Consider the following 16009-nt stretch of genomic DNA (forward strand, 5'->3'; position numbering starts at 1 on the left):
TGTGGCCGATCTCATCACCGTCGAGGACCCCGACGACCCGCGCCTTACCGACTACACCGGCCTGACCGACGTGGAGCTGCGCCGCAAGCGCGAACCCGCCGAGGGCCTGTTCATCGCGGAGGGCGAGAAGGTCATCAGAAGGGCCAAGGAAGCGGGCTACGAGATGCGGTCCATGCTGCTCTCGGCCAAGTGGGTCGACGTCATGCGCGACGTCATCGACGAGCTCCCGGCCCCGGTCTACGCGGTCAGCCCGGAGCTGGCCGAGCAGGTCACCGGCTACCACGTGCACCGTGGCGCGCTCGCCTCCATGCAGCGCAAGCCCCTGCCCACGGCGGCCGACCTCCTGAGGACCGCCCGCCGCGTCGTGATCATGGAGTCGGTCAACGACCACACCAACATCGGCGCGATCTTCCGCTCGGCCGCCGCCCTCGGCATGGACGCGGTCCTGCTCTCCCCGGACTGCGCCGACCCCCTCTACCGCCGCAGCGTGAAGGTCTCCATGGGCGCGGTCTTCTCCGTCCCGTACGCCCGACTGGACACCTGGCCCAAGGGCCTGGAGTCGGTCCGCGAGGCCGGCTTCACCCTGCTCGCCCTCACCCCCGACGAGAAGGCCCGGCCTCTCGACGAGGCCGCCCCGCACACCATGGACCGCGTGGCCCTGATGCTCGGCGCCGAGGGCGACGGCCTGTCCACCCAGGCCCTGGTCGCCGCCGACGAATGGGTCCGCATCCCCATGTCCCACGGCGTCGACTCCCTCAACGTGGGCGCGGCTGCGGCCGTGGCCTTCTACGCCGTGGCCACCGGCCGACCGCACGCCTAGAAGCGGCCGGTCAGGTCCGAGTCGCACCGTCCGGCCGCGCGGGCACATCGCCCAGCGGCTGCGACCGGTGGACCTGCTGCTCCCGTACGCCGCCTCCGTCGCCGCCGAGTCCCCGCGCCGGGCCCTGACAGCCCTGCACCAGGGCGATGCCGATCGCCACCAGCAGCGTGACCACGACGAACACGAACAGCCGCTGCCGCAGCAACCGCGGATTGGCGGGCCGCAGCCCGGTCCCCGTCCTGGACGGACGCCCGGTACCGCTGTGCGGAGCGGGGCGGCTGCCGCTGCCCGACCGCGTGCCGTTGCGCCCGGTGGGGGTCGGCCGCGCCCCGGACCGCCCCGACGCGCCGCGTCCGCGCGCCGGAGTCCTGCCGCGGTTCGCGCCACCCGCCGACCGGTTCCCGCTCCCGTTGCCGGCAGGCCGGCCCCCGCCCCGGCCACCGGCTCCGCTCTGCGAAGCCGTGCCGTCGGCGGACGGAACCCCGTCCCGGGACGTGGAGGACCCTCGCGGCGGGGGAGTGCCCCGGCCCCGCTGCGCGCCGGCCGGGCCCGATCCCTGCTGTCCCTGCGGACGCCGGCCCCGCTCGGGGTAGGTGTCGACGGGCCGCTCGGTCTCGGCGCCGCGCGGCGCGGGCGGCCGTACCCCGGCGAGGTCCTGCGCCTCCCGGGCCGCGATCTCCTTGAGCCGCAGCGACAGTTGGAGCGTGCTCGGCCGCTCCTCGGGGTCCTTCGCCAGACACGCCCGGACGAGCGGAGCCAGCGCGTCGGGCACGCCGTGGAGCTGCGCCTCCTCGTGCACGACGCGGTACAGCATCACCTCGGAACTGCCGTGCCCGAACGGTGAGTCGCCCATCGAGGAGTACGCGAGCGTGGCACCCAGCGAGAACACGTCCGTGGCCGGGGTGACGGCCGCCCCGCGCACCTGCTCCGGCGCGAGGAAGCCCGGCGAGCCGACCGCGGTGCCGACGTGGGTGAGCGTCGACGCACCGGTGGCCCAGGCGATGCCGAAGTCGATGATCCGCGGCCCCTTCGGGGACAGCAGGATGTTGGACGGCTTCAGATCCCGGTGCACGACCCCGGCCTCGTGCACGGCGACCAGGCCCTCGGACAGAGCCGCCCCGACGGCAGCGACATCGGCGGCGCCGAGCGGTCCCTCGGCGGCGATCTTGTCGTGCAGGGAGGGGCCGGGCACGTACTGCGTGGCGAACCAGGGCCGGTCCGCCTCCAGGTCCGCGGCCACGAGCCGGGCCGTGCAGCCGCCGCGGATCCGCCGCGCCGCCGAGACCTCACGCGCGAAGCGCGAGCGGAACTCCTGATCCTCCGCCAGGTCGGGGCGGATGACCTTGAGCGCGACCCGTTGCCCCTTCTTGTCGGAGCCCAGGTAGACCACGCCCATCCCGCCCGCGCCGAGCCGTCTGTGAAGCCTGAACGAGCCGACGACGCGCGGGTCCTCGCGCCTCAGGCGCATCATCGCCATGTTCATCCCCGCTGCCCGGTCCTGTGACGAGCCACAGCTTACGTTTCCACGGCCGCCCACGCGCAGAGGCCGCGCCCTCTCGGGCCGATGGATTGTCAGTGGTGGGTGGGAGACTTGAAGCGTGGTCAGGGGGCGTGCGGACAGGCCGTGTTCGCGCGAGGGTCGACCCCAACCGCCTGCCACGGAAGGGGGATTGGACCCGTGAAGGGTGACCGTGTGGAGATAGTCGTGGACGCCGGTGACACGACGCGCACGTATGAGGTCGTGGCGAGCAGGGCGGGCCGCAGGGTGGAGACGGCGGTACGCCGAGGTGTCGTAGAAGTGAGCGAAGTCACCCGTAGTGGGGCAGTCGTGCGGACGGCCCGCTTCATGGCGAACCGGGTGCTGGCGCTGGTGGAACAGCCTGTTCCGAGGGAGCAAAGCTCGGACAAAGCGGGGTGAGTCGGGCATCCCTTCGGGGAAGACCCTGAGGCCTGGCTCTCCGTCTCCACCCAGGGGAGTACATCGCAGGTAGCGGCTCATCCTCCGGGAGGCCCGGCAATCGGTACGAGGGCATGACGCCCGGGGAGGCCCGGACGCCTAGATTTGAGGTCAAGCGGCGGGTGTAGCACTCGTCCCCCGAGGTCAGACGCCCGCCGCTGCCAACGACAACTGAACGGTCAGGAGAGGGACCATGGCCCACACGGCACCGCGGACGCTGGTCCGCACACGTGAGCGCAATACGGGCCGCCGCCACCCCCTGGTGGCGACATTGATGGCCCTTCCCCTGGCGGTCCTGCTCCTCCTCGTCTTCGACGGGTGGGAGACAGTGGCCACACAGGCGTCGTCCGTGGGAGAGATGCTGGGGCGCTGAGCGGCGACCCCAGGCCCGGAAGAGCGGTCCGGGCGGGGACATCAACCCATGAAACCCCGTGGGGACGGGGGTACGGCGGACGGCAAAAAATGCCGGCGCAGCTGGGGAGCTGCGCCGGCATTGCTTTGCGCGCGGCCCCAGCTGCCTCAGCCGCCCCAGCTGCGGGCAATCGTGCCGCTAAGGGCGGCACGGGTGGGCGCAGCGGCACCCCGCTACGCCGGGCTGCGGACCCACCCGGCCTCAGGGCCAACGCGGTGCACCTGGGCCCGACCGTTTCCTACGGCCCGGGCCTGTGCCCCACGTACCCTCACCCCGTGACCCCCGCCCCCCTCCTGGCCGACCTCACCGCCAAGGCCCGAGCAACCGCCCACGCCCGCTCATCGACCTGCCCCTGCGGCGCGGCCACCCTCGCCGACCGCCCCGACGCGACGGTCGTCCGCCACGCCGGCATCGTCGCGAAGGCCCACCCTCCGGATTCCGACCTGACCGAACTGACGAGCCGCCTCACGGTGGCCACCCGCAACCCCGAGATCCTCCTGGCGCCGCTCACTCCCACCCCGTCCGACCTGCACGGCAGACTCGTGACGTGCTGGCCGTACGGCACCCCCGTGGACCCGGACGACCCGGACGCCGCGCCCTGGGAAGCGGCCGCCACCCTCCTCGCCCGGCTGCACCGCACCCCCGCCCCCGACGCCCTCCCCGTCATGCGAGGCCCCGCCAAGGCGGCCCGGGCCATCGACAAGCTCCGCAACGCCGCCCCGCATCCCGCCGCCGCCTCCGTTCTCCGTGCCTGGGACACCCTCCCGGCCTGGGCCCGCGGAGAGGCCCCGATGCCGCACACCCGCACCCTCTGCCACGGCGACCTCCATCTCGGCCAGCTCCTACGTCACCCCGCCCCCGAAGGCCCCTGGCTGCTGATAGACGTCGACGACCTCGGTGTCGGCGTCCCGGCCTGGGACCTCGCCCGCCCCGCCGCCTGGTACGCCTGCGGCCTCCTCCTGCCCGAGGAGTGGACCCGGTTCCTCGCCGCCTACCGGGAGGCCGGCGGTCCGGCCGTACCCGCCGACGGCGACCCGTGGCCCGCCCTCGACGTCCCCGCCCGCGCCCTCACCGTGCAGACCGCCGCCCGGGCCGTCGCCAAGGCGGCCACCGTCGGCCGCGACCTGGACGAGGTCGAGCAATGGGTCGTGGACGCCTGTGAGCGAATGGCCGCCCTCCCGCCGCAGTTGGCGCAGGAGCACGCGAAGTAGGGTGCAACCGACCACAGCGGGACAGAGTCTGTCCTGGTGAGAGACGAAGCAGGACCGACCGGCGAGGAGTTGAACCACCATGCAGTGTCCGAAGTGCCGTGCGCCCATGCACACGTACAACCGCAACGGTGTCCAGATAGAGCAGTGCAGCGGCTGCCGAGGGATCTTTCTCGACTACGGCGAGCTGGAGTCGCTGACCCGTCTGGAGTCCCAGTGGTCCCAGGGCGCGCCGCCGCCCCCGCCCGCCCCGCAGGCCTACCCCGCCCCTCCGGCTCCCGCCTGGGGCGCCCCGCACGGCGGCCACGGTCATCACGGCGGCCACGGCCACCACGGTCACCACCGCAACAAGGGCTTCGGGCACATGCTGTTCTCGTCGTGACGTGACACGACAGGAGCCCCCGGCCGCGAACGGCCGGGGGCTCCTGTGTGGTGTGGACGATACTGGGATTGAACCAGTGACCTCTTCCGTGTCAGGGAAGCGCTCTCCCGCTGAGCTAATCGTCCTCGGGGCCATGGCCACTCCGTGGAGCGGATCATGGGCACTGCGTGCGCGATACTGGGATTGAACCAGTGACCTCTTCCGTGTCAGGGAAGCGCTCTCCCGCTGAGCTAATCGCGCGGGTTCGGATCTTGAAGCAGATCCAGTGGACGATACTGGGATTGAACCAGTGACCTCTTCCGTGTCAGGGAAGCGCTCTCCCGCTGAGCTAATCGTCCTTGGAGGTGGAGACGGGATTTGAACCCGTGTAGACGGCTTTGCAGGCCGTTGCCTCGCCTCTCGGCCACTCCACCAGGAGTGTAGGGGGCCGGGAGCCCCCTGTTCCTGCGAGCGGACGACCAGGTTCGAACTGGCGACCTCAACCTTGGCAAGGTTGCGCTCTACCAACTGAGCTACGTCCGCTTGTCGTTTCCGGCCCGCTCTCGCGGCCCGGCGACGTGTTGAACTCTAGCGGATTCCGGGGCCAGCACAAAAACGCGTTTGTGCAGCGTGCTGCGCTTCCCCTGCTCAGGGATGTCGCGGAGCCCCGGAAGGGACATCCTCCGGTCACCCCCAGGACACCGCCATAGACTCGACTGCGTGTCCGACCTCCCTCCTCTGGCCCGCTTCGGCGACCGCGTCGCCACCGGGCTCCTCGACGTCACCGACGATCCCGAGGCCCTGGAATCCAGCGGCTTCTGGGCCGTCTGCGCCGACTTCGAGGGCCGTCTGACCTGCGCCCGCTTCAGGGACGTGCGGAAGCAGCCCGTGCCCGCCCCCGTGTCCGGCGCGTGGCGTGCGCCGACGGCGGACGACTGGACGTCCTCGCTCGACCACGCCGCGTACACGGCGGCCGTACGGCGGATCCGCGAGTACATCGCGGCCGGCGAGGTCTACCAGGCGAATCTGTGCCGGGTGCTGTCCGCGCCCATCGCCCCCGGCGCGGACGTGGACGCCCTCACCGCGCTGCTGGCCCGCGGCAACCCGGCGCCGTACGCAGGAACGATTCGCTTGCCCGGGCACGGTGTGGAGATCGCCACCGCGTCGCCCGAACTGTTCCTGCGGCGCGACGGACGGGTCGTCGAGTCCGGGCCCATCAAGGGCACCGGCCGCACCGAGGCGGACCTGCTGGAGAAGGACTACGCCGAGAACGTGATGATCGTGGACCTGGTCCGCAACGACATCGGGCGGGTCTGCGCCACGGGCAGTGTGACGGTGCCCGATCTGTGTGCCGTCGAGAAGCACCCGGGGCTGGTCCATCTCGTGTCGACCGTCCGCGGTGAACTGGCGACCGGGGCCGGCTGGGCCGAACTGCTCGGCGCCGCCTTTCCGCCCGGTTCGGTCACCGGCGCGCCCAAGTCGAGCGCCCTGCGGATCATCGACGCGCTGGAGACGGCGCCCAGGGGGCCGTACTGCGGCGGGATCGGCTGGGTCGACGCCGACCGGCGGGTGGGGGAGCTGGCCGTCGGGATCCGTACGTTCTGGATCGACCGGGGCGACGGTGTGCTGCGTTTCGGCACCGGCGCGGGGATCACTTGGGGATCGGACCCCGAGGGGGAGTGGCGGGAGACCGAGCTGAAGGCGTCACGGCTGCTCGCGATAGCGTCGGGAGGGCATGAGGTGAGTGGAGAGGACCTGACGTGAAGATCTGGCTCGACGGCGGGCTGCAGGACAGCGAGTCCGCCCGCGTCTCCGTCTTCGATCACGGGCTGACCGTGGGCGACGGCATCTTCGAGACGGTGAAGACCGTGGACGGCAGGCCGTTCGCGCTCACCCGGCACCTCGACCGGCTGACCCGGTCGGCGCGCGGCCTCGGGCTGCCCGACCCGGACCACGACGAGGTGCGCCGCGCCTGCGCGGCCGTCATCGAGGCCAACCCCGCGCCGCTCGGCCGCCTCCGGATCACCTACACCGGCGGCCACGGCCCGCTCGGCTCCGACCGCGGCGAGCACGGCCCGACGCTCGTCGTCGCCCTCGGCGCGACCAGCCGCCGCCCCGACTCCACCGCCGTGATCACGGTCCCCTGGACCCGCAACGAGCGCGGCGCGCTCACCGGCCTGAAGACCACCTCGTACGCCGAGAACGTCGTGGCCCTCGCCCGCGCCCGCGAACAGGGCGCGTCGGAGGCCCTGTTCGGCAACACGGCGGGACAGCTCTGCGAGGGCACCGGCTCCAACGTCTTCGTCGTCCTCGACGGCGAGATCCACACCCCGCCGCTCGCCTCGGGCTGTCTCGCGGGCATCACGCGCGCGTTGGCGATCGCGTGGACCGGCGCCCGGGAGACCGATCTGCCGCTGGACGTGCTGGAGCGGGCCGACGAGGTCTTCCTGACGTCCACGCTGCGGGACGTGCAGGCCGTGCACCGCGTCCACGACCGTGAGCTGCCGGGCGCGCCGGGTCCGGTGACCGCCAAGGCCATGCGGATCTTCGACGAGCGCTCCGGGCACGACCTCGATCCCTGACAGCCCCCGATTATTCGGCTGAACCGGGGCCCGGTTGCGGGTAGAACACCCCTGATGACCACGACCCTGCGGCCGACCGAGCCGCTTCAGCAGAACGCCGACGGGACGCGCTCACGCCGCTTCCAGGTGTGTGTGAACAGCCGTCCCGTAGGGGCGATACATCTCGGCACGCATCCCGTCTTCGGCAACGCGGTGGCCCGCATCATGAAGGTGCGCATCGAGGAACCGGACCGCAGACGCGGCCGGGGCACGGTGGCCGCGCTCGCCGCCGAGGAGGTGGCGCGCGGCTGGGGGTGCCGGCGCATCGAGGCGATGGTGCCCGCCGCCGCCGAGCCGGCGCTCCGGCTCGCCACCGCGCTCGGCTACGTCGTGCGCAACCGCCTGATGGAGAAGCCGCTCGGCGACACCCCGCCGGAACTGCCCGCGGGCAGCCGGGGCCGGCCCATGACCGAGGCGGAGTTCGGCCCCTGGCTGGAGAAGAGCAAGGAGGACTACGCGCGGAGCTGGACCGAACGGGGCGTGCCCGAGGCCGAAGCTCGGGCCAAGTCGGAGCGGGACCACGCCACCCTGCTGCCCGACGGCCTCGCCACCGACGGCATGCTCGTCAGCGTCGTGGAACACCAAGGGGCGGCGGTGGGCACGCTGTGGCTCGGGGTGCGCCAGGACAGCGCCTTCGTCTACGACGTCGAGACGCACGCCGCCCACCGGGGGAACGGCCACGGCCGCACCCTCATGCTGCTGGCCGAGGCCCAGACGATCGCCGAGGGCAGACGGACCGTCGGCCTCAACGTCTTCGCGGGCAACACCCCGGCCGAACGGCTCTACGCCTCCCTCGGCTACGAGAATCAGCAGTACGCCATGTACAAGCCGCTGTAGCGGGGGCCCGGCAGGGGCCGGGTCAGCCCTGCTCCTGTCCGGCCAGCAGCCGGTCCGCGATCTCCTCGATCCGCTCGCGCAGCCCCTCCTGGCTCTTGCCGCCGTCGAGCCGCTCGCCGTCGATGACGTAGGTCGGGGTGCCGCTCACGCCGATCGCCTTGCCCTCGGCCTGGTCGGCGTCCACGATCAGGATGTGCCGGCCGTCGATCAGCGCGGTGTCGAACTCCTCGGCGTCCAGGCCCAGTTCGCGGGCCACCTCGACCAGGAAGGGTTCTCCCTTACGGGACAGCTCCTCCACCCGTCCCAGCAGCGCCTCGGCGTACGGCCATCCCTGACCCTGCTCCCACGCCTCCTCGGCTGCCTGGGCGGCGGCGAAGGCGTGCTTGTTCTTCTCCAGGGGGAAGTGCCGCAGCCGCAGCTCGAGGCGGTCGCCGTAGCGGGCGCGCAGCGATCGGAGGTCGTCCAGCGCGGTGCGGCAGTCCGGGCACTGGAGGTCGCACCAGATCTCGAGGACGGGGGCGGTGGACGGGGCAGGGGAGGAGTCGCTCATGCCGACAGTCTTCCAGCACGTCCACCCGCCCCTGCACCTGCGGAGGAGGCGACCCGGAGATCTCCCTGATGTAGGGGCGAGGCATGGCCCGTCAGGGTGCGGCGGGTGCAGGATGGAAGGGACGAAGTGCCCCTGCCCGACCGCGCCACGCCTGGAGGACCGGATGATTGCCGAGACCGTCTGCTCCGCCGTGTCCGCGGCAGGCCTGGGCATTGCGGCCATCACGGCGTACCGCAAGCGTTTCCTCGCGGCGGCCCGTATCGCGGCGTACTCGCTGGTGCCGATCGGCCTGGTGATGACAGGCGTCGTCGAGTGGCTGGCCGACACCGCGTTCAGCCCGACCGCCTGGGCGGGCTTCGGGGTGCTGGGCCTCGCGTGGGTGCTGTTCGCCACCACCCGCGTGGTGGAGCGCCGTCGCGGCGGCACCCGCAAGGAGCGCAAGGCGGCCCGGGCGTCGGCGCAGCCCGAGGCGGTGGCACCGGCGGCCTCGGCGCCCTCCCTGGGACAGGGCGGGCAGGGCTCCCGCCCCGCCTCCTCCCGGCCCGCGGCGGCGTCCCGGGGAGAGGACGACTTCAGCGACATCGAGGCCATCCTCAAGAAGCACGGCATATGACGGCCGGCCGCGTGCCGGACTGAATCGTCACAGTGGGTCTGAGGACGCGCGGAAGTGATCACAACCTGAACCGGACCTCACGCTATCGGCGCACCCCCGGACGGAACGAGGGCGCGGATCGCGCCTGGTGGCGCGGCTGCGCCATCATCGCCGCGAGATGCTGGACACGACGAGACAGAGCGACCCCGCGCCGCCCCAGGACGAGCCCCGTGGTTGTCTCTTCGCCCTTTCCCAGCCACCGCTGATGATCTTCCTTGCGGTGATCGGGTGTCTGCTGCTCATGGCGTCGTTGCACGATCTGCTGATGCACTGAGCCGTAACCGCGGTACCCGGCGCCACCCGCCGGGGCCGCGTCGGCATCGACATCAGCCCGCGGCCTCCCGGCGGCGCGCCCGGTACGCGGCCACGTGCAGGCGGTTGCCGCAGGTGCGGCTGTCGCAATACCGGCGGGAGCGGTTGCGGGAGAGATCGACGAAGGCACGGCGGCAGTCGGGCGCCTCGCACCGCCGCAGCCGCTCCTGCTCCCCGGCGACCACGAAGAACGCCAGCGCCATCCCGCAGTCGGCCGCCAGGTGGTCGGCGACGGAGGCACCCGGTGCGAAGTAGTGCACATGCCAGTCGTAGCCGTCGTGGTCCGTGAGCCGGGGGGTGGTGCCTGCGGCCGCGACCAGCTCGTTGATCACCCCGGCGGCGGCGCGTGCGTCGGGGGCGGCGAAGACGGCGGCGAACCGCCCGCGGATCTTGCGCACCGCGGAGAGGTCGAACTCCGAGAGCGCCCCGACGTCGCTGATCTCGTGGTTGCCCACGAAGTCCGTGAGTGTCGCCACGTCCGACAGCCCGTCCGCTGCCGTGTCGTCCTCCGGTGCGGTGTTCACCAGATCGACCACGGTGTCGAGGGCGCACCGGGTGTCGTGGGTGATCAGCACGATTCGCTCCCTGGCCTGGGGGTCGGGCAGGTGCCCGCCGATGCTGGCCGATGGTAATGGCTTCGCCTCCACGGGACGGCCCTCATGCCCGCACATGGCTTCGAATAGAACGCCGTCGGGCCTGTCATGGTTCCCGGCTACCGACAGTGACGACGAGCGTTGCCGTCACCTCCCGGGTCTCCCCGTCGACGCGCACGAACCGGCGCCGACTCCGCGTGATCCGCGGTGTCGGCGCCGGTGTATCCCGTATGCGGTTGTCCGAGCCCGAGCCGTCTCCCCGAGTCGACGGCGCCGGGCGGCCTTGTGAGGGCCTCGCCCTAGCTTTCCGCCAGGATGTGCGAGAGCTCCTGATCGAGGTCGAAGTGCCGGTGCTCCGTGCCGGGCGGCACGGCGGCGTCGGTCCGCTTCAGGAAGGACTCCAGGGCCCGTGCCGGGGCCTCGAGAAGGGCCTCGCCCTCCGGTGAGCTCAGGGCGATGCACACGACGCCCTGGCCGTGACTGCGCGACGGCCAGACGCGGACGTCGCCGGTGCCGGTAGGGCGGTGAAGTCCCTCGGCGAGGAGGTCGCGGGCGAACACCCACTCGACGGTCTCCTCGGCTCCGGTGTGGAAGGTGGCGTGCACGGCGTAGGGGTCGGCCGTGTCGTACCGCAGGCCTGCGGGGACAGGCAGGGAGGACTCGCTCGACACAACGAGGCGCAGGTGCAGCTCGCAGCTGACCGTGGTGTTCATAAGCGCCAGGGCCTTTCGCTCAGTGTGCGCTCGGGGATTCGCACGTCGGCGAAATCGACATGCCACCTACGGTGCCGTTGTAAACCCCTCTGAGTGTTTTGCGTGCCTTTACGTAACTCTTCCGGCCCTAAGATCGTTCGCGTCGTGCGTCCATTCCGGTGACTGGTTTCGCTCGGGTAGTGTTTGGCCGTATGAATACGGGGAGTAACGAGCCGGGCGAGGTGGCCGTGGCATCGGACGAGACGGGCTCGGACGAGGTGCGCAGCGAGCAAGAGCGGGGGCTTGGCTCGCGGGCGCCGGAATTCATCAAAGCGCGCCGGCTGCTGCATGTGAGCTGGCAGGTCGGTGTCTTCATCATCGGGCTCGCTGTCGTCGTGGCCGGCATCATCATGCTGCCCCTTCCCGGGCCGGGATGGGTCGTGATTTTCGGCGGCATGGCGATCTGGGCGACCGAGTTCGTCTGGGCGCAGCTGGTGCTCCGCTGGACCAAGCGGAAGGTCACCGAGGCGGCGCAGCGGGCCCTGGACCCCAAGGTGCGGCGGCGGAACATCATCCTGACGAGCATCGGGCTGGTGATCGTGGCCGTACTGGTCGGTATCTATGTGTGGAAGTTCGGCATAGTGATGCCGTGGAAGATCAAGGACCAGTGAGTCGCGTGGGGGTGTCGGTGGCGGGCTTGTGCTGGTCACAGGCACCCCCTGACATGGGGTAATGTTCTTCCTGCGTCCGGGCGATTAGCTCAGTGGGAGAGCGCTTCGTTCACACCGAAGAGGTCACTGGTTCGAACCCAGTATCGCCCACCCGGATTGACGGCCCACCTGCGATTGCGCAGGTGGGCCGTCGTCGTTCGGGTGCGCGTAGCGCCATCTCGCCGGGTGGTGGGTCGGGGCCGCGCCGGGGGGTGTCCGTCCTCGGAACGGCGCGATGGGGTCGGACGCCGACTGACTGTCCGTTGACGCGCCAACCGCTGCGGGCGGACACCCCCCGACACGTCCCCTTCCGTGATCCGGCGCCTGCGGGCACGCCGTGGCTCCCGCCATCCGCCCTGGCAGGGGGTTTCGTCCCCTCCGCCCAGTCGGCGGCTTCGCCTCTCCGCCCCCAGCCGCGGGCTTTAGCCCTCTGCCTCAGCTGCGGGCTTCGGCCCTCCGGACGGTCCGCGGGCTCCGGCCGGCCGCTTCAGCCGGGACCTCCAGCCCTCCGCCCCAGCCGCGGGCTTCGGTATCCGCGTCAGCCAAGGGCCTTGACGCTCCACCGCAGCCGGTGCCTTGGTGCTCCGCGCCAGCCGGGGGCTTCAGCCCTCCGCCCCGGCAGCGGGCGCCGCCCCCGCCCAAGCCGCCGCAGGCCACCGCTGCGGGCATGCGTGCCGCTAGGGGCGGCACGGGTGGGCGCAGGCGGTGCCCCGTTCCGCCGGGCTGCGGACCCGCCCGGCCTCAGTGGTCACGTCGAGTGCCTGGCGGCTCGCAGGGGCAGGGGTCCCCGCCCTACGGTGGCCATCGCATGGCTGAATCCAGCCCCCACCCGCCCCTCCACCCCACCGTCGTCTTTCGGACGTGCCCGAAATTCCGGCGGTGGGGCCGTGGGTGTTCGCTCCCTCGGCCGTACGTACCTCACCAGCGGCGTCGTCCTGCCGGCTCACCGGCCTCACCACCTCGCCCCGTTCCGCACCCACCTCCCTCGGTAAGAAATTCCTGTCCGAATCATTGACGCACCCTCACCCTCTCCGTACCTTGTGCCAGCAAGCGCTTACTTGAAACGATTCATGCGAGCGGGACGACGTGCGGGGAGGTCCAACCGTGGTGAACGGCAGGAATGTTGAGAGACGTACGGTCCTGAAGGCGGCCGGGGCCACGGCGGTCACGATGGGGCTGGCCGCGACGACCGGCTGCGGTGGTGACGGAGGGGCCTCCGCCGACGGGACGGTGACGATTCGTTATGCGTGGTGGGGAGCGGAGGACCGCGCCCAGAGAATCAACAAGACCATCGCGCTCTTCGAGAAGAAGTACCCGAAGATCAAGGTGAAAACGGACTTCCAGCCCTATCTCGACTTCTGGAAGAAGTTCAACACCCAGGCCTCCGGCGGAAATCCGCCGGACGTCTTCCAGAATGCCATCGGCTTCCTCCGTAAATACGACGCGAAGAACGTGCTGCTCGATCTCAGCGAGCAGGCCGAGGCGGGCAACCTCCGGATGGAGGGATTCCGGGCCGGTCTGGATAAGTTCGGCGAGATCGACGGCAAGCTTCTCGGTGTTCCGGTCGGTTCGAACTCGATGGCGCTGGTCATCGACAAGCCCGTCTACACCCGGGCGGGCATCAAGCCCGAGCAGGGGTGGACCTGGGACGACTTCGACGCGGCGATGAGGAAGATCCGCGACAAGACGGGCCGCTCCGGAGACAGCGGCATGTACGGCGTCATGTACCTCTACGACCTGTATCTGCGTCAGAACGGCAAGGCCTTCTTCACCGCGGACGGCCTCGGCTTCACCGAGTCGGATCTGACGGACTGGTGGACGAAGGCCGAGAAGGGCGTGAAGGACGGCGTCTACACCGACGCCAAGAAGGTCGCCCAGATCAAGCCCAAGTCGGCGGTCGCAGCCGAGCTCGCCGGTGGCGAGTTCACCTGGGACAACTTCACCGTCCGCTACACCGCCGAGGGCAAGAGCGAGTACGGCCTGGCCCCCATCCCGACCACGGACGGCAAGAAGACCGGCCAGTACCTCGGCTCGCTCATGCTGAGCGCCTCCAAGCGCACCCAGCACCCCAAGGAGGTCGCCCAGTTCATCGACTTCATGGTGCACGACCCCGAGGTCGCCAAGATCATGGGCTACGACCGCGGTGTGCCCGCGACGCAGGCCCAGTACGACGCGTACCAGCCGACCGACGAGGTCAACAAGGCGATCGCCGCCTACGAGGAGTCCCTCGTCAAGGCCGGTGTGCTGGAGCCCATCACCCCGCACCCGAACGGCGCGGACATCTGTGAGTCCGCGTTCCTGCGCATCGCCGAGGAACTCGCCCTGGGCAAGAGGTCGGTGGACGAGGCCGTCAAGCAGTTCTTCACCGAGTCGAAGACGGCTCTCGGCACCTGATGGGAACCACCGTGACACACGCCCCTGCGATGGAGGGTCTGTCCGAGGACAAGGACTCCGAGCCGCGGCACGGTCCGGTGAAGCCCGAGCGCCCCGCCGCCCTCAAGCGGCGGCGGCGCCGGGAGAACCTGGCCGGCTATCTCTTCATGTCCCCGTGGATCGCGGGCTTTCTGCTCCTCACCGCGGGTCCGATGGTCGCCTCGCTCTACTTCGCGTTCACCGACTACAACCTGTTCGACGCGCCCCGGTGGATCGGTCTCGAGAACTTCTCCGAGATGTTCGGCGATCCGCGCTGGCGCCACTCGGTGCAGGTGACGTTGTGGTACGTCGTCGTGGGAACGCCGCTGAAGCTGATCGCCGCCCTCGGGGTGGCGCTGCTCCTCGCCCAGAGCCGGCGCGGCCAGGCCTTCTACCGGGCCGCCTTCTACGCGCCGTCGCTGATCGGGGCGAGCGTCTCCATCGCGATCGTGTGGAAGGCGATCTTCTCCGACGACGCCATCGTGGACCGGATCCAGAAGAGCTTCGGGATCGACGTCGGTGGCTGGACCGGCGATCCCGACATGATCATCTACAGCCTGGTGGCGCTCACCGTCTGGCAGTTCGGCGCTCCCATGGTCATCTTCCTGGCCGGCCTCAAGCAGGTCCCGCGCGAGCTGTACGAGGCCGCCGAGGTGGACGGGGCGGGCAAGCTGCGCCGGTTCTGGAACATCACGCTGCCGATGATCTCCCCGGTGCTCTTCTTCAACGTCCTGCTGGAGACGATCCACTCGTTCCAGATCTTCAGCTCGGCGTACATCGTCGGCGGCGGCGCCGGAGGCAACGCCTGCGGTCCGGCCGACGGCTCGATGGTCTACACCTGCTATCTGTACGTCCAGGGCTTCGAGAACAGCCGGATGGGTCTGGCGTCCGCCATGGCCTGGATGCTGCTCGTCGCGGTCGCCCTGGTGACGGCAGTGCTGTTCTGGTCCCAGAAGCGCTGGGTGCACTATGAGGAGGGCGCCTCATGAGCGCACCATCCACCGATCTCACCCCGCGAGCGGGTGGCCTCCGGCACAAACTGCCGGGTTCCGTCGCCTGGCACATCGGGTCCCTGGTGATCCTCGCGGTGATCCTCTACCCGGTGATCTGGGTCGTCGGCGGTTCGTTCAAGAAGAGCGAGGACGTCGTCGGCAGCCTGGATCTCTTCCCGGGCGATCCGGTCCTCGCCAACTACACCAGCCTCGCCGACGGCATCGCCGACATCCCGATCTCCACGTTCTTCTTCAACTCGCTGTTCCTCGCGGGCGGTTCGGTGATCGGGATCCTGGTGTCCTGCTCGCTGACGGCGTACGCCTTCGCGAGGATCAGGTTCGCGGGCCGCAATCTGCTGTTCGCGCTGATGATCGGCACCCTGCTGTTGCCGTACCACGTGCTGCTGATCCCGCAGTACGTGCTGTTCCGCAACATGGAGATGATCAACACCTACACCCCGCTGCTGCTCGGGAAGTATCTGGCCACCGAGGCGTTCTTCGTCTTCCTGATGGTGCAGTTCATGCGCAACCTGCCCAAGGAACTCGACGAGGCGGCCCGGCTCGACGGCTGCGGGCACCTGCGGATCTATTGGTCGATCATGCTGCCGCTGTGCCGCCCGGCCCTGATCACCAGCGCGATCTTCACGTTCATCAACGCCTGGAACGACTTCATGGGCCCGCTGATCTACCTCAACGAGCCCGACAAGTACACCGTCTCGCTCGGCCTGAAGATGTTCGTCGACCAGGAAGGGCTCGCGAACTACGGCGGCATGATCGCCATGTCGCTCGTCGCGCTGCTGCCGGTCCTCGCCTTCTTCCTGGCCTTCCAGCGGTATCTGATCGACGGCATGGCCACGTCGGGTCTGAAGGGCTGAGGTGG

General features: G+C 70.4%; 18 protein-coding genes and 6 tRNA genes. 15 read left to right on the plus strand and 9 right to left on the minus strand.

Annotated features, from left to right (window positions below):
• Position 1: 1 nt before the first annotated feature.
• On the plus strand, positions 2–820 hold the full coding sequence (locus KJK29_RS31580; RefSeq protein WP_215122576.1) for a TrmH family RNA methyltransferase: 819 nt from the start codon (positions 2–4) through the stop codon (positions 818–820).
• Positions 821–830: 10 nt separating this feature from the next.
• Here the strand turns inward: KJK29_RS31580 and KJK29_RS31585 are convergent, their stop codons facing one another.
• Positions 831–2303, minus strand: coding sequence for a protein kinase domain-containing protein (locus KJK29_RS31585; RefSeq protein ID WP_215122577.1), 1473 nt, complete (start codon positions 2301–2303; stop codon positions 831–833).
• Between the two features lie 195 nt (positions 2304–2498).
• On the opposite strand from KJK29_RS31585, the gene KJK29_RS39025 reads away from it, so the two are divergent.
• The 4 genes from KJK29_RS39025 (at position 2499) to KJK29_RS31600 (ending at position 4779) form a co-directional block, all read left to right on the plus strand.
• Positions 2499–2738: a hypothetical protein gene (locus KJK29_RS39025; protein WP_251057985.1), complete on the plus strand. Its 240-nt coding sequence runs from the start codon at positions 2499–2501 to the stop codon at positions 2736–2738.
• 232 nt (positions 2739–2970) lie between these two features.
• A complete protein-coding gene (locus KJK29_RS31590; protein WP_215122578.1) occupies positions 2971–3150 on the plus strand; it encodes a hypothetical protein in 180 nt (59 codons plus the stop codon).
• A 314-nt stretch (positions 3151–3464) separates the two neighbouring features.
• Complete coding sequence (locus tag KJK29_RS31595; RefSeq protein ID WP_215122579.1) at positions 3465–4400, plus strand: phosphotransferase family protein; 936 nt, start codon at positions 3465–3467, stop codon at positions 4398–4400.
• A 79-nt stretch (positions 4401–4479) separates the two neighbouring features.
• Positions 4480–4779 carry a TFIIB-type zinc ribbon-containing protein gene (locus KJK29_RS31600; protein ID WP_193480248.1) on the plus strand — a complete coding sequence of 100 codons (300 nt, stop codon included), beginning with the start codon at positions 4480–4482 and terminating at the stop codon, positions 4777–4779.
• A 53-nt stretch (positions 4780–4832) separates the two neighbouring features.
• On the opposite strand, the gene KJK29_RS31605 is transcribed toward KJK29_RS31600, so the two are convergent.
• The 5 genes from KJK29_RS31605 to KJK29_RS31625 all read right to left on the minus strand — a co-directional run bounded on the left by KJK29_RS31605 (position 4833) and on the right by KJK29_RS31625 (position 5301).
• Positions 4833–4904, minus strand: a tRNA-Val gene (locus KJK29_RS31605).
• Positions 4905–4947: 43 nt separating this feature from the next.
• A tRNA-Val gene (locus KJK29_RS31610) sits at positions 4948–5019 on the minus strand.
• A gap of 26 nt (positions 5020–5045) precedes the next feature.
• A tRNA-Val gene (locus tag KJK29_RS31615) sits at positions 5046–5117 on the minus strand.
• 1 nt (position 5118) lies between these two features.
• Positions 5119–5192: transfer RNA gene (locus tag KJK29_RS31620), tRNA-Cys, on the minus strand.
• Positions 5193–5228: 36 nt separating this feature from the next.
• A tRNA-Gly gene (locus tag KJK29_RS31625) sits at positions 5229–5301 on the minus strand.
• A gap of 177 nt (positions 5302–5478) precedes the next feature.
• Here KJK29_RS31625 and KJK29_RS31630 point away from each other — a divergent pair.
• From KJK29_RS31630 to KJK29_RS31640, 3 genes are read left to right on the plus strand one after another with little or no spacing between them, the layout of a single operon-like run.
• Positions 5479–6522, plus strand: coding sequence for a chorismate-binding protein (locus KJK29_RS31630; protein ID WP_215122580.1), 1044 nt, complete (start codon positions 5479–5481; stop codon positions 6520–6522).
• Positions 6519–7340: an aminotransferase class IV gene (locus tag KJK29_RS31635; RefSeq protein ID WP_215122581.1), complete on the plus strand. Its 822-nt coding sequence runs from the start codon at positions 6519–6521 to the stop codon at positions 7338–7340. Before KJK29_RS31630 ends, KJK29_RS31635 begins: the two co-directional genes overlap by 4 nt.
• Before the next feature lie 54 nt (positions 7341–7394).
• A complete protein-coding gene (locus KJK29_RS31640; RefSeq protein ID WP_215122582.1) occupies positions 7395–8216 on the plus strand; it encodes a GNAT family N-acetyltransferase in 822 nt (273 codons plus the stop codon).
• A 22-nt stretch (positions 8217–8238) separates the two neighbouring features.
• On the opposite strand, the gene KJK29_RS31645 is transcribed toward KJK29_RS31640, so the two are convergent.
• A complete protein-coding gene (locus KJK29_RS31645; RefSeq protein WP_215122583.1) occupies positions 8239–8766 on the minus strand; it encodes a DsbA family protein in 528 nt (175 codons plus the stop codon).
• Between the two features lie 163 nt (positions 8767–8929).
• On the opposite strand from KJK29_RS31645, the gene KJK29_RS31650 reads away from it, so the two are divergent.
• Both KJK29_RS31650 and KJK29_RS31655 read left to right on the plus strand, forming a co-directional pair.
• Positions 8930–9379 (plus strand): hypothetical protein, encoded by a 450-nt coding sequence (locus KJK29_RS31650; RefSeq protein WP_215122584.1) that lies wholly within the window; start codon positions 8930–8932, stop codon positions 9377–9379.
• A 127-nt stretch (positions 9380–9506) separates the two neighbouring features.
• On the plus strand, positions 9507–9692 hold the full coding sequence (locus KJK29_RS31655; RefSeq protein WP_215124631.1) for a hypothetical protein: 186 nt from the start codon (positions 9507–9509) through the stop codon (positions 9690–9692).
• A 52-nt stretch (positions 9693–9744) separates the two neighbouring features.
• Here KJK29_RS31655 and KJK29_RS31660 read toward each other — a convergent pair whose 3' ends face one another.
• Both KJK29_RS31660 and KJK29_RS31665 read right to left on the minus strand, forming a co-directional pair.
• A complete protein-coding gene (locus KJK29_RS31660; protein ID WP_215122585.1) occupies positions 9745–10305 on the minus strand; it encodes a CGNR zinc finger domain-containing protein in 561 nt (186 codons plus the stop codon).
• Between the two features lie 317 nt (positions 10306–10622).
• Entirely contained in the window at positions 10623–11036 is a 414-nt protein-coding gene (locus KJK29_RS31665) for an SsgA family sporulation/cell division regulator (protein ID WP_004002642.1), read from the minus strand.
• A 191-nt stretch (positions 11037–11227) separates the two neighbouring features.
• Between KJK29_RS31665 and KJK29_RS31670 the strand changes: the two genes are divergently transcribed.
• The 5 genes from KJK29_RS31670 to KJK29_RS31690 all read left to right on the plus strand — a co-directional run bounded on the left by KJK29_RS31670 (position 11228) and on the right by KJK29_RS31690 (position 16004).
• A complete protein-coding gene (locus KJK29_RS31670; RefSeq protein WP_215122586.1) occupies positions 11228–11686 on the plus strand; it encodes a TIGR02611 family protein in 459 nt (152 codons plus the stop codon).
• 78 nt (positions 11687–11764) lie between these two features.
• Positions 11765–11836 (plus strand) — tRNA-Val (locus KJK29_RS31675).
• A gap of 993 nt (positions 11837–12829) precedes the next feature.
• Entirely contained in the window at positions 12830–14119 is a 1290-nt protein-coding gene (locus KJK29_RS31680) for an ABC transporter substrate-binding protein (RefSeq protein WP_215122587.1), read from the plus strand.
• Positions 14119–15126, plus strand: coding sequence for a carbohydrate ABC transporter permease (locus KJK29_RS31685; protein ID WP_215122588.1), 1008 nt, complete (start codon positions 14119–14121; stop codon positions 15124–15126). The genes KJK29_RS31680 and KJK29_RS31685 overlap by 1 nt, the downstream gene beginning before the upstream one ends.
• Positions 15123–16004, plus strand: a complete 882-nt coding sequence (locus KJK29_RS31690; RefSeq protein ID WP_215122589.1) for a carbohydrate ABC transporter permease — start codon at positions 15123–15125, stop codon at positions 16002–16004. The genes KJK29_RS31685 and KJK29_RS31690 overlap by 4 nt, the downstream gene beginning before the upstream one ends.
• The last annotated feature ends 5 nt before the right edge of the window (positions 16005–16009 follow it).

The organism is Streptomyces koelreuteriae (assembly GCF_018604545.1).
GTDB lineage: Bacteria > Actinomycetota > Actinomycetes > Streptomycetales > Streptomycetaceae > Streptomyces > Streptomyces koelreuteriae.

Excerpts from the sequence above, each read along its gene's own strand:
- KJK29_RS31585 (WP_215122577.1), bottom strand. The coding sequence starts at position 2,303 with ATGAACATGGCGATGATGCGCCTGAGGCGCGAGGACCCGCGCGTCGTC.
- KJK29_RS31590 (WP_215122578.1), top strand. The coding sequence starts at position 2,971 with ATGGCCCACACGGCACCGCGGACGCTGGTCCGCACACGTGAGCGCAAT.
- KJK29_RS31600 (WP_193480248.1), top strand. The coding sequence starts at position 4,480 with ATGCAGTGTCCGAAGTGCCGTGCGCCCATGCACACGTACAACCGCAAC.
- KJK29_RS31640 (WP_215122582.1), top strand. The coding sequence starts at position 7,395 with ATGACCACGACCCTGCGGCCGACCGAGCCGCTTCAGCAGAACGCCGAC.
- KJK29_RS31645 (WP_215122583.1), bottom strand. The coding sequence starts at position 8,766 with ATGAGCGACTCCTCCCCTGCCCCGTCCACCGCCCCCGTCCTCGAGATC.
- KJK29_RS31650 (WP_215122584.1), top strand. The coding sequence starts at position 8,930 with ATGATTGCCGAGACCGTCTGCTCCGCCGTGTCCGCGGCAGGCCTGGGC.
- KJK29_RS31665 (WP_004002642.1), bottom strand. The coding sequence starts at position 11,036 with ATGAACACCACGGTCAGCTGCGAGCTGCACCTGCGCCTCGTTGTGTCG.
- KJK29_RS31670 (WP_215122586.1), top strand. The coding sequence starts at position 11,228 with ATGAATACGGGGAGTAACGAGCCGGGCGAGGTGGCCGTGGCATCGGAC.
- KJK29_RS31685 (WP_215122588.1), top strand. The coding sequence starts at position 14,119 with ATGGGAACCACCGTGACACACGCCCCTGCGATGGAGGGTCTGTCCGAG.
- KJK29_RS31690 (WP_215122589.1), top strand. The coding sequence starts at position 15,123 with ATGAGCGCACCATCCACCGATCTCACCCCGCGAGCGGGTGGCCTCCGG.